Below are 15,914 nucleotides of genomic sequence, written 5' to 3'. Positions count from 1 at the left end.
TCATGAACGACACAGTACTGCCCAATGACCTGCGCCTGGACACCGTACGCGCGCTCTACCAGTCCGGCCGGACATCACCGCGCCAGCTGATCCTGGCGCTGCGCGAAAAAGCCGCAAGGCTGAACAGCGATTATCACCTGTTCATCTACCTGCTTAGCCCGGCTGAACTCGAGCCTTATCTGGCCGCACTGGACGATCGTGATCCCACGGACCTGCCACTGTTCGGCGTGCCCTTCGCGATCAAGGACAATATTGATCTGGCGACCATTCCAACCACCGCGGCCTGCCCGGACTACGCCTACACACCCGGGCACTCGGCAAGCGTCGTCGCGCAACTGATCGCGCTGGGCGCAGTGCCCATGGGCAAGACCAATCTGGACCAGTTCGCCACAGGCTTGAACGGCAGCCGGTCACCCTATGGCGCTTGCCCCAACAGCGTGTTGAACGAGTACCCGTCCGGCGGTTCGAGCGCTGGCTCGTCGCTGGCCGTGGCACTGGGCGTCAGCAGCTTCTCGCTGGGCACCGACACGGCGGGCTCGGGCCGGGTACCTGCAGCACTGAACAACCTGGTGGGAATGAAAGCCAGCAAGGGGCTGATTTCCACGGCAGGCGTGGTGCCCGCATGCCGCACGCAGGATTGTGTCTCGACCTTCACCGCCACGGCACGGGAAGCCAGCGAGCTATTGGCACTGATCGCCGCATTTGATCCGCGCGATGAGTACAGCCGTCGCAACCCGTTGTGGAACGACGCCTCGGCGTTCGGCACGCCTCGCCCGTTTCGCTTCGGTGTACCCCGCGCCGAGGACCTGCAGTTCTTCGGCTGTACCGAGGGGCCGGTGCTGTTCAACGCAGCCATCGACCACCTTATCGCACTGGGTGGCCAAGCGGTCACCGTGGACTTGTCACCGTTTCTCGAAGCCGCGCGGTTGTTGTACGAAGGGCCGTGGGTGGCCGAACGCTACAGCGTCGCCGGGCAGTTAATGGAAGAACACCCTGACGCCGTATTGCCGGTGATCCGCGACGTGCTGGCCAAGGCTCCCCAGGTCAGCGGGGTCGATACGTTTCGCGCGCAATACCGCCTGCAAGCGCTCAAGGCGACGTGCGATCGGGCACTTGAGGGGCTGGAGTGCGTGGTGACGCCAAGCATCGGCCGCCCGGTGACATCGGCAGAGCTGGCGGCCGAGCCAGTGTTGCGTAACTCGGAGCTGGGTTACTACACGAATTTCGTCAACCTGCTCGACTACGCCGCCGTCGCCGTGCCCAGCGCGTTCATGGGCAACGGTCTGCCGTGGGGCGTAACGCTGTTCGGACGCGCATTCACCGATCAGTACCTGCTCAGCCTGGCCGACGCCTTGCAACGGCAAACCGCCCTGCCCTTGATTGGCGGCGAAGCACCTCGGCTGCCTGCGCCACAGACTACCGCGCGCAACGATAGGGCGCGGCTGGTGGTCTGCGGTGCTCACCTGGACGGACTGGCGTTGAACTGGCAGCTCAGGCAACGCGGGGCACGCCTGCTGGAAACCACGCAAAGCTCGGCCGACTATCGGCTGTATGCGCTGGCCGGTGGTCCGCCCTTCCGGCCTGGCATGGTGCGGGTGGCCGAACACGGCGTAGCCATCGACGTGGAGGTCTGGGAGCTGCCAAGTATCGAGTTGGGGTCGTTCCTGACCGGCATTCCAGCACCGCTCGGGCTGGGCAAGGTGCAATTGGCCGACGGCCGCTGGGAGACCGGTTTCATCTGCGAAGCCTATGGCCTGGAAGGTGCCCGCGACATCAGCCATCTCGGCGGCTGGCGTGCGCACGTGCGACAGCAGTAAGCGCCAGGCGGCATGATCGGGCGTGCCGCCTCACTCTTTCAGCGCGACGGGAAATCGCACTACATAGTTATGACCTTCCCCATCGCGCGTCGCGAAATAATGGGCATTCATTCATTTTGACCGCACGTCATGAACCCCATCTGGAGTCCGCTTCGCCAGGACACGCTGTTTCATCCGTCCTCTATGCTGCTGGAGCAAACCAGCGTTCTGCGTCCCGAGCACAGCAGTAGCAGGCACGACACGCTGAACGCATCGATACCGTTTATGCTGCCCGACGGCTTTTCAGTGCCCGAGCCAACACCGTCGCCTGCAGTGGCCGAAGAAAGCGAGCCAAAAGACGCCTCGCCACACATCGAGCGACAACTCAGGGCCATGCGTAACAGCGCAGGTTTCCGGCTGATTGCCGACTCGACGTTACTCCTGAAAGCCTGCCAACTGGACATGGATTTTCCACCGACCCGACAGGATTTCGTTCGCCGGCAACTGACCACGCTGCTCACGCAGATGAGCGACAAGGCACTCGACCCGGACGCCCTGCAGATCACCTTCAGCAACGATGACCGACCTGCTGTGGACGACAATGGACACGAGCATTACAGCGTCAGCCTGTCGCTGACCGATGTGGCGCTGGCCAGCTTCGAACCCGCGCATTTCCAGGCGCTGTCGCGTAGCACACTTGCCGACCTTTCACTGTGCGAGGACACGCCTGCGCTGACAACCGCGCAGATGTTCAGGCTGATTGGCGAGCTGCCGCTCAAACGCAACTACAACGCCGTACTGCAGTCCTTCAGGACACGACACGAAGCAACCTGGCGCACCTTGTCGCGGCTGGCGTTCCTTGACAACCTGGCTCGGCAGCTCAACCACAGACACATCAGTCGGGACGGTTATTGGCTGGCGCGGGACGCCATGGGACTTGACCGGTCTCCCGTCGACACCGACACGATCAGCATGAGCGGACGAGGTGAAAAATCCGAGGTCCGGGTCCTGACGCTGAATGGCAAACAGGTGCCGGGGATATTTCAGATCAGCTCGAAAACCACGTCGCACTGTTTCACTCACATTCTGGGTGCCAAGGGTAACGTCATCGAATACATCAGCGATGATCCACGCCAGATGAGCAGGCGGCTGCTGGCGGCCATGAACGCCTCAGGGCTCTACGGCCAGGTATTTCTTGCGCTTGAGCAGCATGCCGGCATCGTTGTCGAGGCGCCGCTGATCGAAGGCGACCTGTTCAGCGCACTGACCCAGGCTTCGTTCGCCGGGCTTCTTGCCGACAGCCACGCGCGCAGCACGCTCGACCTGCTCAGGCCAGTCGCTCGCGGCCTGGCGCTGGCAGGTGCCGCAGACCTGTGGCAGACACAGCCGAGCATTCTGGAGCAGATCCCGGTTGCGTCGAAAATGGCCGGCCAGGTCATGGCGAGCTATCTGCAGGAAAACCACGCGCTGACGCACAACCCCGAGCATGTGTTCATCGCTTATCAACCCGGCTATTCGAGCAAACCCCTGGGCAACCCCCGGTTGCCGCCTACCTATGTTCACACCCCCGACCCGAGGCCGATCAGCCTGAGCGAGGCGCTGATAAGCAATTATCGAGTCGATCACCCTGCTGGCTATATCGATCACGGCGGCGGCACCGTGGTCTTCTTCGACCCCACCGGGCAGGGCGACAGTGAGCAGGGTCAGGTGCTTGATATCAGCCCGCAGGCGCTCGAGGACTACATCAGAGCCTTCGACTTTCTGACCTGGATGACTCAACGCATACACGACTTCTGGGATCAGCAGAGAACCGCCATAGAACAGGCGTTCAGAACCACCTTCATCAGCCAGGCGTTGATCAGCCTGAAGCGCGGCAGCCTCACGCGCGGCACCTTCGATCTGCTCGTGGAAACCCTTGCGCCCTCTGCACCTGGTCAATGGCGGTCACTCGGTTTTTTCGTTCAGGGCGCGTTGACCGACGGCATGCAGGAGCAATACACCGGCCTGCTGGTACTTGAGCAGCCGGGCTTGACGAACGTGCTTTATCAGGTAGGCCACGCCGATGCGTTCATCGAGTTTGCAGATGACACGGCGCTGAAGCAGCATCTGAATCGGGCAACGGCCAGTCCGGAATGGCGTGACACGGTCATGCACTATGTTCCCCGCCGTCATCACCCGCGCCTGGACTACCTGCTCAAATTATGGGGCGGGACACAGGCGCCCAACCCGCCCGTTTCCATCCTTCGCCCCTGGACCGATGCGCTGTACAACCCGGACACGCGCCAGGCCATGAGCCACTCGTTGTGTGAGAAAAGACTGGAAGACACGCCATTCGCTTTTCTGCACCAACTGCTCAAACAGAACGCACTGGATGACGCAGAGGATCAGATCGTCACGTCAACGCAGGTAACACTGGCGGACTGGACCGACCGGCTTCAGCAATTACAGCGGCTGCTGGTGCCGATGTCCTTGTTGCTGACACCTGCGCTCATTGCCTCCCTGGCGACGGAGATTGGCATCACCTCGCTGGCCATTGCCGCAACGCATCTGCCGGGCAGCCGTTACGCAGAGAAAAACCAGGCGCTGCTGGCCACGCTGACGCTGGGCTTGCTGCAACTGGCTCCGCACACGCCAAGGATGCTGCGCTCACTGAGCCGAATCGTAAAACCTGCCGTGAGCAGTTCCCAAACCGTAGCGATTACGCTCGACCGGGCGTTCGGCACCCGGCCATTGCGCAGGCAGTTTGTCACCCCGCGCCAGACCCGGCTGGAGAAATTCTTTCACACCGACGCCCTGCTCAAACGCTGGACTGTCAGCACTGCCGTCTCGTCAAACCTGTTGCAGGTGCATGCCTGGAAGCTGGGTAAAAGGTTCCTTTTATGGACGTCGGACAGAGGTCAGGCGCGCACTCTGGTGGTCAGCAGCCACGGGTACTACACGCCGTGGTCCCGAACCGTGAAGATCCCCAATGGCACCGAGATTCGCACCTACGCGCCGCATGGCTACGAACTGGTGGACCCGAAACTGCATCGGGTCGTTAACAAGAATGCCCGGCCATTCGCACGCTCCAACACGGCGGTGCACAGCGTGATGCAGCCAACGCCGCTTGAACCCCTGCTTCTCACCGACAAGCTGATAGCAGGCACTTCGCTGCCCGGCAGACTGAAGAACTACAGCCTGTCCAAGTTTCAGACGACCACCAGCGAGAGCTATGACGAGATCGCAAGCGTGGTGGGCAACTCGCGGGCGTCGCCCTTGCGCGGCTGGCTGCCGCCAACGCCGATGGATGTTCTGACAGTGCGCAACCGCTTCGGCATGCCCCCGCCATCGTTGGCCGACCTGTTCGAAAGCCTGTCCATGCAAGGCATCCATTACGACAGAATATTGCTGGTGCACTGCCGATGTGCCGCGATATCTGCGCTGATGAACCGTTCACCCGTCTATCATGCCCCGGCAGCGAGCTCGGTGATTGCTAATATGGCCTGAACCGAACACCCCGATCATCCAGCACGGCGCTTACTCCGACATGACAACGGCCTCCCCTGACACAGCGCTGTGCCCCCTCTGCGGCTTCAGCAACCAATGCAGCCTGGCCGATCCGCGCACCGTGGACCAGCCCTGCTGGTGCTTCTCGCAAAGCATCGACCCGGCATTGCTGGCAGCGCTGCCGGATAACCTTCGCGACAAGGCCTGTCTGTGCCCGCGCTGCGCCGGGATCGAAGATGCAGCGCCAAATCCCCAGGCACGCCGGGCCACAGAGTAAGATGCGCGCCCCTTCCTCAGCTCGCCGTTATCGCCATGCGCCTTGATCGCTTCCTCAGCAACCTGCCACGCTTCAATCGTCAGCAAGTGCGCCTGGCGCTGGCCAACGGACGGGTACAGGTAGACGGCCAGGCAACCCGCGACCCGCATCACGAAGTACGCGAATTCAGTTGTGTGGCGCTTGACGAAGAAATCCTCCAGGCAGGCAAAGCCCCCCGCTACTTCATGCTGCACAAACCTGAAGGCTGCGTCAGCGCGACGAGCGATGCGCAGCATCCGACCGTGCTCGATTTGCTGGACGAGCCTGACAAGCACGAACTACACATCGCCGGACGGCTGGACTTCAACACCACCGGCCTGATGCTGATAACCAACGATGGTCAATGGTCGCGACGCCTGACTCAGCCACAGACCAAAATGCCCAAGGTGTATTACGTCGAGACCGAGCAACCGATCGACGAACGCTATGCCGCGAAGTTTGCCGAAGGCCTGTATTTCGCATTCGAAAACCTCACCACACAACCGGCGCAATTGACCTTGTTGGGGCCGCGCAGTGCACGCCTGAGCATTGTCGAAGGCCGCTATCATCAGGTGAAACGAATGTTCGGCCACTTCGACAACAAAGTGTTGCGCCTGCATCGGGAGAACATCGGCACGCTGGCGCTGGACCCCGGCCTGGGCCCCGGCAGCTATCGCGCGCTGAACGCCGGCGAAATCGGCCTGTTCTGAACGTCATGGCCGCCTGGCAGACGCTCGTCGGATCGGCACAGGCCTTTGATCGACTATCGCATGTCTGTCACGAAACGCGGGCAATGTCATAGGCACGCCTACCTGTCTACGCCAGGAGTGAAACCTATGTCGCCAGAAAAAGCAGTGCTCGACATACAAGGACAGTTTCGGGTTTATACCGAACTCTATCGCACCGATGCCGCCGCCAAGACCATCATTCTGGTCAACGGCTCATTGGCCACCACCGCTTCATTTACCCAGACCGTCCGCAACCTCTACCCGACCTTCAACGTGGTGCTTTACGACCAGCCCTATTCAGGCAAATCCAAACCGCACAACCTGCATGGCGCGCCACTGACCCGGGAAGAAGAAGGCCAGCTCCTGCTGGAATTGATCGACCACTTCAACGCCGAGCACGTGCTGTCGTTCTCGTGGGGCGGCGCGGCCACGCTGGTTGCTTTGGCGCATCGGCCGAAACGCATCGAAAGCGCAGTGATCAGCTCGTTCTCCCCCGTGATCAACGAGAAGATGCATGACTACCTGTGTCACGGCATCACGCACCTGGGCGCGCACAACCGTTATGACATGGGCCACTTGATCAACAACACCGTCGGCAAGCATCTGCCTACGTTGTTCAAGCGCTTCAATTTCCGTCATATCAGCAGCCTGGATGCTCACGAGTATGACCAGATGCATTACCACTTCAGCCAGGTCCTGGAGCTCGACCCGGACAATTACCTGACCGCAGGCAAGAACATCACCGTCCCCGTGCTGTTCATCAACGGAGCCCTGGACGAATACACCTGCGCAAACGACGCCGCCCACTTCTCCAGATACCTGCGCGACTGCTGCTTCAGCACCATCGACGCTACCGGCCACTTCCTGGACATGGAACACAAGGCCGCCTGCCGCGACTCGAAACAGGTACTGATGAATTTCCTGCAACCGGCACAGACGTCACGCAACGCCCATAACCGCGCTCAGGACTACCCGTCCCTGACCTTCTGAAAACCACACACCAAGCCACCGTCAGTTGCGGAGCATCGTCATCTGGCGGTTGGTTTTCAGGGTGAGTATCAGGAGGTAAAGCGCTGCGGGGTGAAATTAGCGCTTCAAATCAGGGCAGGGTTCTGGTACAAAGTCAGCCGCTCAGAGCAGCTATCAGAGCGGGTATAGTTTAGTGGTAAAACGAAAGCTTCCCAAGCTTTAGTTGAGGGTTCGATTCCCTCTACCCGCTCCACTTCAATCCTTCAAAAAAATCTGCTCTACCCTCCTGAAATTCGCCAGTCCCCCTTTCCAGTCAAGTATCACCCTCCCCCCGCTATCACAATCAGATACAGGTAACGTGTCACTGGCCTGTGCCGATGAACATCCATTTCAGAATTGAAACGCTCACAGTCCCGCTCCTCTCCTACACGCTCACCCCTGCGTCTGCTCCGAGTCTCGTCTCCAAGCATCAACCGGCCAGCCATTTATTTCAATTTCATTCAAAATTGAAATACACCTTCAACCTACGTATCCTCCATTTCAAATTTTCGGAAATTTGAAATGACAATTAAGTCGCCGCCCAAGCTCATACCGAATCCATTCGCCAGGATCATCAAGGACCATGCCGATCAGGCAGACGCGTACCTTGAGCTTGCGCAACCCTTCGATACCCAAGGGCGGTATCTGCATTTCGACAAACTGCGTTTCAGATTCCCGAAGTCGCTGGATGCGGATCTGGCCTGGTCGGTTGTCAGGCAGGCCAGAAATCGTCAACTGGTAACCGCCATTTCACTTGGTGAGCCGCCCAAGCCCTGCGGGTTTCTGCATACACCGGCAATGCAAATAGCGGTGTCGGCCTGCGACCAGAACACGACCACTGCGGCACTGGAATGGATGTGCTCCAGGGTCGGAGAGTCTCGACAATTGAAGTACCTGCTCAACGACCTCGCCGAAGATGAAGCCATCAGCAGCAGTCAACTTGAAGGCGCAGCAACGACGACCAAAGCGGCGAAGGCGCTGCTGAAGCGAAAACGTGGCGCACGGACCCCCGATGAGAAGATGATCATCGGCAACTTCCGGATGATGCAGCATGCGTGGGAGTATCGCGACGAGGCCCTGACTCTGGAGCTTATAACCGACCTGCACCAGGTGGGTGTCGCGGGGATAGAGGATAAGCGTTACCGTCCAGGCGAATTCAGGTCTGTTGATGACGTTGTCGTCGAGGACGGTAACGGCAATATTGTTCATCAGCCTCCGCCCGCTGAACATCTGCCGCAGCGACTTCAATCAATCATCAAATGGGTGAATGCAGATCATGCGGATGCAGAGGGTGTGACCTATATCCACCCGTTGATAAAAGCGGTCATCCTCCACTTCGTCATTGGCTTCGAGCACCCCTTTCATGACGGTAATGGCCGGGTCGCCAGGTCGCTGTTTTACTGGTATCTGTTCAAGTGCGGTTTTGGCGGATTCAGGTATATCGCTATCAGCACGCTTCTGAAAATTGCGCCCGTCAAATACGGAAGAAGCTACCTTTACACTGAAACCGATGAGATGGACCTGACGTATTTCATTGATTACCAATGCCAGGTCATTGCCCGAGCCATCAAAGAGTTCACGAGAAATCACGAAGCCGCCGTAGCGGCCATGGACCGGTTCAACGCGTTCCTCTACGAGTCAGGGCTGTATGCCAAGCTTTCCGAAAAGCAACGAACGGTATTCAACGTGGCCAGTTCCTCAGACGGCAAATCCTTTACGGTGACCGATGTCAAAGAAAACCTGGCATGTGCCTACAACACAGCGGCAACCGTTCTGAATGGTTTGGTGGACCTGAAGTTGTTTCACAAAGCGAAGATCGGCAACGAGTGGGTTTACTCGATGGCCGATACGACGCCTGCCTCGAAGCCACTGCAATGAACCCCACACTGCCAGCGCACCCCAGTTGTATTGGACCTGTAAATCGCTCACCCTCTGCAAGGGTGTAGGGCCGAAGCCTATCCATGGCGGGCCTGTTGTGCAGAAGTGATTAAAGTGCCTGGCGAAATATATCCTGAATTTGCTCAAGATCGGCAGGACGCGGATTAGTCAGGCCACAGGCATCTTTCAGAGCATTGGTGGCCAACAGCGGGAAGTCTTCCTCTTTGACGCCCAGCGTAGCAAGACCTGGCGGGATGTCCACGGCAGCCGACAGTGCACGAATGGCGTCGATGGCCGCTTGAGCGCCTTCTTCCGGAGACAGCCCGCGGATATTGCTGCCCATGGCGTGCGCAACGTCGGTCAGGCGGGCAGCGCTGACACTGGCGTTGAAGCGCTGCACATGGGGCAGCAGTACCGCGTTGCACACACCGTGGGGCAAATCATAAAAGCCGCCCAGCTGGTGCGCCATCGCATGCACGTAGCCCAATGAGGCGTTATTGAACGCCATGCCGGCGAGGAACTGGGCATAGGCCATGTTCTCGCGGGCGGTGATGTTCGCCCCGTTGTTGAATGCGTCGCGCAAATTGTTGGCGATAAGCGCCATGGCCTGCAAGGCGCAGGCATCGGTGATCGGGTTGGCAGCCGTGGAGACATAGGCTTCGATTGCGTGAGTCAAGGCATCCATACCGGTGGCGGCGGTCAGCGACCTGGGCATGGCGACCATCATGTCGGGGTCATTCACCGACAATAGCGGCGTGACGTTGCGGTCGATGATGGCCATTTTTACATGCCGGGCTTCATCGGTGATGATGCAGAAGCGGGTCATTTCACTCGCGGTTCCGGCGGTGGTGTTGATGGCGATCAGCGGCAACTGCGGCTTTGCCGAGCGGTCTACGCCCTCATAGTGACTGATGTGCCCGCCGTTGCTGGCACACAGGGCAATGCCTTTAGCGCAGTCGTGCGGCGAGCCACCGCCCAGCGATATGACGAAATCGCACTGGCGCTCCTGCAACAGGGCAAGACCGTTCTCGACGTTGGCGATGGTCGGGTTGGGGCGGGCACCGTCGTACACGACCGAGTCGATGCCCTGCTCCACCAGCAGCCCGGCGACCTGACTGGCTACTCCAGCCTTGGCGAGCCCCGCATCCGTGACGATCAGCGCCTTGCGAAATCCGTATTTGCGTATGGCGAGCATGGCTTCATCAATGCAGCCAGTGCCGATGATGTTCACAGCGGGGATGAAAAAAGTGCTGATCATGACGGACCCTCGAGCGTAGCGTGGATGCTTGGGTGATGAGCCAAGCATCCGCCTTGCGCGAGGTACAACCATTGACCCAGCGCAACGAATCAGTCAAACACCAGACCGTTGAGCGCAGGCACTTCGGCCACTGCGCACAGAACGGCTATTTTCAGCCGATAAAGCCGTCGCTCTTGAGGAGCGTTTCCAGGCAATGCTCGCTGATGCCGTAGAACGTCTTGAGCTCCTGAATACGCGCCAGTAACTGAGCAGGATCGACCGGCTCGGCACGCTTGACCGCGAGGATCATCTTGTTCTTGTTGGTGTGCTCCAGCGAAATGAACTCGAACACTTTGGTCTCGTAACCGCATGCCTCCAGCAACAGCGCGCGCAGGCTGTCGGTGACCATCTCTGCCTGCTGGCCCATGTGCAGACCGTATTGCAGCATCGGCTTCAACAAGGCGGGGCTCTGGATCTGCAAGCGGATCTGTTTGTGGCAGCACGGCGAGCACATGATGATCGAAGCGCCGGAGCGAATGCCCATATGAATGGCATAGTCTGTCGCGATGTCACAGGCGTGCAGCGCGATCATCACGTCCAGCGCGCTGGGCGCCACTGTACGCACGTCACCCTGAGCAAAGGTCAGCCCCGGATGATCGAGCTTCGCCGCCGCCTCGTTGCACAACGTGACCATGTCTTCGCGCAGCTCGACACCGGTCACCTGCCCTTGCGCCTGCAAGGTGTTGCACAGGTAGTCGTGGATGGCGAAGGTCAGATACCCCTTGCCTGAGCCGAAGTCCGCAACCTTGATCGGCTGATCGAGCTTGAGCGGCGATGAGCTCAGTGCATGGGAAAACACTTCGATGAACTTGTTGATCTGCTTCCATTTGCGCGACATGGCCGGAATCAGCTCATGCTGCCGATTGGTCACGCCAAGGTCGGTCAGGAATGGCCGGGTCAGCTCCAGATAGCGCTTCTTCTCGCGATCATGCCCTGCCGAAGGGGCCTGGCGCTCCTGCTGAGCCTTGCTTTTGAACAGCGTCGTCTTGCCCTTCTTGCTGAACTCCAGCTGCACCTCGTCGCTTAGCGACAACAGGTGTGCGTTCTTGAACGACGCGGGTATCAGGCCGGCAATGACCTCCACGGCTTCGGCAAGCGAGAAGTTTCTGGTGATATCGCGCGTCTTGTAGCGATACACGAAACTCAGGCAGGGCTGCGCCTTGACGGTCAGCGGCTTGATGATAATGCGCTGCAGATCAGCCTCGCTGCCCACGTATTTGGCCAGGACCAGTTTGATCAGCGAGTTCTGCGACAGGCTGGTCTCCAGCAGACCGAGGAACTGCGCGAGGTGCTCAGGCGCAGCTGTGAGTGGCGCGGGAGTGTTGACTGACATTAAAGGGTGCCTCGAACGTCCCGAGCGGGACTTGAAAAAATCAGGCGCGCATTTTAGCCCGTGACGGGTTGCCGGGCACCCTTATTTTTGCGGGACCACAGAGGCCGTCCGCAATGGCCTACATCGAATATTGAACTGTACATAAACGGTAAAAGTATCACTGCCAGGTTCCATTATTACACCTTGAACCGTGGGCACCTTTCTTTATATTGGCTCTCGGCTGAGAGAGACCGATCAGCCGATATAAAACAGGAGCATTGGCTCTACCGTACTCATTGCACAAGGACCGTGCATCATGATTAACCCAGTAAACACCCTTATAACCGAGGATATCGCACGCGTTACAACAAAACCCGTCGAATACCTGAGAGCGATAGTTGAAGACGGCGATAAAGGAGGCCGAAGGCCTGGCCTGATTGTGACCGATGAAGACGTCATCAGCTTAAAACGCTATGAACGACAAGGTCTGAATCTGCCCACCACACTGGCACGCACGGAACAGTACCTGGGGTTCGAAAAAAGCGGCATTCCCGGACTTGAGCCGAAAGATGTCATGGACACTTACATCACCATCAATCGGCATGCCCGAAGCTGGTCGCCAATTGAAAATGCTGTGAAGACCACTGGCTTCGATATCGGAATATTTGCCGCTCATTTCGTTAACCAAGGCGGTCTGATTATCACCCACATCGAAAGAATGGACGTCATCGAACAATTGACGCTGACGATTGCCGACTTGAAGCTCGAGGACATCAGCGGCCTGAAGCGTGTGCCGCTGAGCTCAACAGAAAAACAAGTCTGTGGCGCCCTGTCCGGTTTACTGACGCGAATGGCCGAACGAATAGACATGCATCGCCACTCTGCGGAGCTTCTGACTGAAGAAATAAACACCTTCAGCAATACCCTGAACGCGGAGATCATGCCGAGCATTCAACACAAGGTAACGCTTTCGAACAACTCGGAGCTGGACCAGGAGATCCAAGACCTGGAAAGCGATATCGACCGGTTAACACGCGATATCGAACAAAAGATGAAGGAGTATACGACGGCCAAGAACAATATTGCCTGGGGGATCATTGGAGGCCCCATCGGTGTCGCCATTACCGGAGGCATATTCGGCAGCCTGGCAGAAAGGATACGCAAGGACAAGGATCGGTTGGTCCATATCAAAACTGCCAAAGTCCAGCAACTCAAGGAAAAGCGCCCTCTTGCGGCGGCCATCCTCAGCCTGCAGTTAATTTTCGAAGACATGAACCTGCGCATGCAGGATGCCCAACAGGGCGCCACTAACCTGAAAGACGTCTGGGCCTTGTTGTCGTCTTACATCAAGAGTTCCGCACGGGAACTGGCGACCCTAGAGGACGATCAGGCACTGTTCATTTTCGCGTTACATTTCCAGGGAGTGGTCTCGCCGTGGCTGGAAATAAGAAATATTTCGACCGAATTACTGGACACCTTTGAACGTGCACTAGACCAGTTCAATTCCGGCAAATACATCACCCAATAAGGATATTACCGTGAACGCACACACCCTCTCTAACCGTCTGGAACTTACCCCGCCCGACACCCGAATCATGGAGTCCGCCCGGCAGAATATCTACGACCACGTCATGTCTTTGCAGCTGGACTTCCTGCCGGTCATGAAAGAAAAGCTGCAGCCTCTTCAAAGGGCGCTCAGTCATGCCGAGGCGCTGTGGGGTGAGCACCTGGCCGCTATCGTGGCGCAACTGCGTAGCGTTAATCTGGCACCGATTGACTTGAAACAGCAGCAGATCGAGGCGCACGCTGACTTGAGTGATCTGCAGAAACAGCTGGCCATTCGTATGCTGAACGTCGAGCGTACTCGTCAACTGACAGGGCTGACAGCCATCATCCTTAAAGCGGCCAACGCCATTGCTGAAAGCAGCGATCGCATGCAACAGATCAACCTGAAGCTGGACGGCAGCCGCGTTCAAAGTACGCTGCACAAGCACGTTGATCGCCTGACTCAGCGCAAGACCGATCTGGACATCCGGATGAGCGTGATTGCCGAAGATCGACGTCTGCTGGATGAAACGATCAAGGCGTACGAAAAATACAATCTGGCCGATATTTTCAAAGACCTGCTCCCCAGCGCAGAAGAACTGGCGCTGATCAATGTACCGTCGCCAGAGATTGCCCTTCTACAAGCCGGGATTGCCCGACTCGGAAAGCTGCTGGGAAAAATCAGCGACGCCATCAATTATTCAGAGCTGACCGGAGAGCGCGACAAGTTGAGGCAGCGTTACAACACGCTGCTGGACGATTCGCGTGCCAACGCTCAGGAAGTCAGGGCCACGCTGTTCAAACTCGAAGAGTTGACACTGTTGTCGCAAGTCGAGCAGAGCAAAGAGGCCTGGGTTCAGGAGGTTAGACACGTGTATCGATCGCTGTATCGCTTTCTGGACAAGAGCGCACAGCAAAACGACTCAACGGTTTCGGCCAGCGAGCATGTTGCACAATTGAAGACTTACCTGAAATCGTTCCACGATATCAACCGCACGCTCTGACATACCCCCTATTCAGAAAGGCAGGTGTCGATAGAATCGACGCCTGCTTTCGCTTTTAGCCGAGCACCACCAACCTGTTCGGTAATTCATTCCTGCCGTGGGTCACGGGAACATGATCGGCAAGCAGCTCGCCACAGGCATGGATGCAGCCGAGAAAACCCTGCAAGGTCTGCCCGTCTCTGACCTGCTGGGTAAACACATCGACCATCGCCTTCCAGGTATCGTTGTGCAGACGACTGGCAATGCCATGGTCAACGAGGATTTCGACATACCGTTCGGCCTCGCTGACAAACACCAGAATGCCGGTTCCGTCGTGGGTCTTGTGCAGGTTCTGTTCGAGAAACTGCCGGCGCGCGAGGTTTCCGGCCCGCCAACGCCGCACCGAAAGCGGCACCAGCAACGCTGAGACCTTCGACAGGTGGCACACCAGCGCAACGATAATGAACGTGCTCATCTGCGCGAGCATCAATTCGTCCGCACTCAGCCATTGCAGGCAGTAATTGATCGTGCCCGGCACCAGCAGGCCGATCAGACCTGCCCAGATCAGCGGCATGTAGGCATAGTCGTCAGCGCGAGCGGCCAGCACCGTGACCAGCTCGGCGTCAGTACGCTGCTCGACGCGGTCAATCGCTTCGGCAACCTGCCGCTGTTCGTCTTTGTTCAGTAAAGCCATGGTTCCCTCATTCCGAATCAATCAACTACCAGTTGCCTGAAGCACCGCCACCGCCGAAACGTCCGCCGCTGCGATCAGCGGCTCTTTCACGGGCGGGCCGGGTAGCGCCGCCGCGCCTGACGCTGATGATGACAATCCCCAGCACGATGAGGGTCAACACGATCCCGATCAGCCAGACCTGGTCGTCATTGGTCTGCTGGTTATCTTCGGACATCTGTCTTTTAGGCTCCGGATAATCAGGTATCTGCCCGCCCAATGCCGCAATGACCGCGCGCGTACCGCGCTCTATGCCGACGGCAAACCGGTTGTCGTCAAACTCGGGGGTCATCAGCATGTCGATGATCAGAGACGCCTGGGCGTCATTGAGACGATCCTTCAGCGCGCCGCCGACCTCCATGAACACCTTGCGCTTGTCGCGATAGACCACCAGCAGAACACTGTCATCCTTGCCGTGCAGCCCCAGGCCCCAGGTGTCACCGAGTCGAGCGCCGAATTCTTCGATGCTCGTGCCCTGCAGATCAGCCAGGGTCACCACCACCACCCGCTCCCCGGTCGCCTTTTCATGGGCGCTCAGAAGTCTGGCCAGACGAACCGTAGTCTGGCTGTCGAGCATTTGTGCGGCATCCACCACACTGCCGGTCATCGGCGGAAAAACCAGTGCTGACGGCTCTGCCTCGGCACGCAATACCCCTCCCAACAGCATCACCACATACAACATCCACTGTGAAACAGACTTCAAAATCCAGACCTCCGGTGTTTTTTTGAATCCATTGAAACGACACGCCTTAGCCAAAACACAAGTTCCCCGGCATAATCCACCGCCAACACCTGATGCGGTCACTATTTGATCGACAGGGTCTGTACAAAAATCAATCAAACCGCCATTTTCGTA

The 15,914-nt window shown here is 58.2% G+C and carries 12 protein-coding genes and 1 tRNA gene; 9 read left to right on the top strand and 4 right to left on the bottom strand.

Annotated features, from left to right (window positions below):
* Positions 1-2: 2 nt before the first annotated feature.
* The 7 genes from atzF to LIX91_RS00740 all read left to right on the top strand — a co-directional run bounded on the left by atzF (position 3) and on the right by LIX91_RS00740 (position 9,191).
* On the top strand, positions 3-1,817 hold the full coding sequence (gene atzF / locus LIX91_RS00770) for an allophanate hydrolase (protein ID WP_100072457.1): 1,815 nt from the start codon (positions 3-5) through the stop codon (positions 1,815-1,817).
* Between the two features lie 129 nt (positions 1,818-1,946).
* A complete protein-coding gene (locus LIX91_RS00765; protein ID WP_226487828.1) occupies positions 1,947-5,282 on the top strand; it encodes a dermonecrotic toxin domain-containing protein in 3,336 nt (1,111 codons plus the stop codon).
* A gap of 40 nt (positions 5,283-5,322) precedes the next feature.
* Entirely contained in the window at positions 5,323-5,559 is a 237-nt protein-coding gene (locus LIX91_RS00760; RefSeq protein WP_080052626.1) for a cysteine-rich CWC family protein, read from the top strand.
* Between the two features lie 35 nt (positions 5,560-5,594).
* Entirely contained in the window at positions 5,595-6,287 is a 693-nt protein-coding gene (locus tag LIX91_RS00755; protein WP_226487827.1) for a 16S rRNA pseudouridine(516) synthase, read from the top strand.
* 126 nt (positions 6,288-6,413) lie between these two features.
* Positions 6,414-7,295: an alpha/beta fold hydrolase gene (locus LIX91_RS00750; RefSeq protein WP_100072460.1), complete on the top strand. Its 882-nt coding sequence runs from the start codon at positions 6,414-6,416 to the stop codon at positions 7,293-7,295.
* A gap of 158 nt (positions 7,296-7,453) precedes the next feature.
* Positions 7,454-7,527 (top strand) — tRNA-Gly (locus tag LIX91_RS00745).
* A 308-nt stretch (positions 7,528-7,835) separates the two neighbouring features.
* Positions 7,836-9,191, top strand: coding sequence for a Fic family protein (locus tag LIX91_RS00740; RefSeq protein ID WP_100072461.1), 1,356 nt, complete (start codon positions 7,836-7,838; stop codon positions 9,189-9,191).
* Between the two features lie 109 nt (positions 9,192-9,300).
* Here the strand turns inward: LIX91_RS00740 and yiaY are convergent, their stop codons facing one another.
* Both yiaY and LIX91_RS00730 read right to left on the bottom strand, forming a co-directional pair.
* Entirely contained in the window at positions 9,301-10,449 is a 1,149-nt protein-coding gene (gene yiaY, locus LIX91_RS00735) for an L-threonine dehydrogenase (RefSeq protein WP_226487826.1), read from the bottom strand.
* A 151-nt stretch (positions 10,450-10,600) separates the two neighbouring features.
* Positions 10,601-11,821 carry a class I SAM-dependent methyltransferase gene (locus LIX91_RS00730; RefSeq protein WP_003418631.1) on the bottom strand — a complete coding sequence of 407 codons (1,221 nt, stop codon included), beginning with the start codon at positions 11,819-11,821 and terminating at the stop codon, positions 10,601-10,603.
* Between the two features lie 295 nt (positions 11,822-12,116).
* On the opposite strand from LIX91_RS00730, the gene LIX91_RS00725 reads away from it, so the two are divergent.
* Positions 12,117-13,328: an alpha-xenorhabdolysin family binary toxin subunit A gene (locus LIX91_RS00725; RefSeq protein WP_046237512.1), complete on the top strand. Its 1,212-nt coding sequence runs from the start codon at positions 12,117-12,119 to the stop codon at positions 13,326-13,328.
* 4 nt (positions 13,329-13,332) lie between these two features.
* Entirely contained in the window at positions 13,333-14,349 is a 1,017-nt protein-coding gene (locus LIX91_RS00720) for an alpha-xenorhabdolysin family binary toxin subunit B (RefSeq protein WP_226487941.1), read from the top strand.
* 55 nt (positions 14,350-14,404) lie between these two features.
* Here LIX91_RS00720 and LIX91_RS00715 read toward each other — a convergent pair whose 3' ends face one another.
* Positions 14,405-15,022: a TPM domain-containing protein gene (locus LIX91_RS00715; RefSeq protein WP_003413191.1), complete on the bottom strand. Its 618-nt coding sequence runs from the start codon at positions 15,020-15,022 to the stop codon at positions 14,405-14,407.
* Between the two features lie 25 nt (positions 15,023-15,047).
* The gene (locus LIX91_RS00710; protein ID WP_226487940.1) at positions 15,048-15,740 is read right to left on the bottom strand and encodes a TPM domain-containing protein; all 693 of its coding nucleotides are present in this window, start codon (positions 15,738-15,740) and stop codon (positions 15,048-15,050) included.
* Positions 15,741-15,914: the final 174 nt, after the last annotated feature.

The organism is Pseudomonas sp. B20 (assembly GCF_020515755.1).
GTDB classification, from domain to species: Bacteria; Pseudomonadota; Gammaproteobacteria; order Pseudomonadales; family Pseudomonadaceae; genus Aquipseudomonas; species Aquipseudomonas syringae.
Note: the sequence above shows the minus strand (reverse complement) of the source record. Positions and strands in the feature narration are given on the sequence as shown.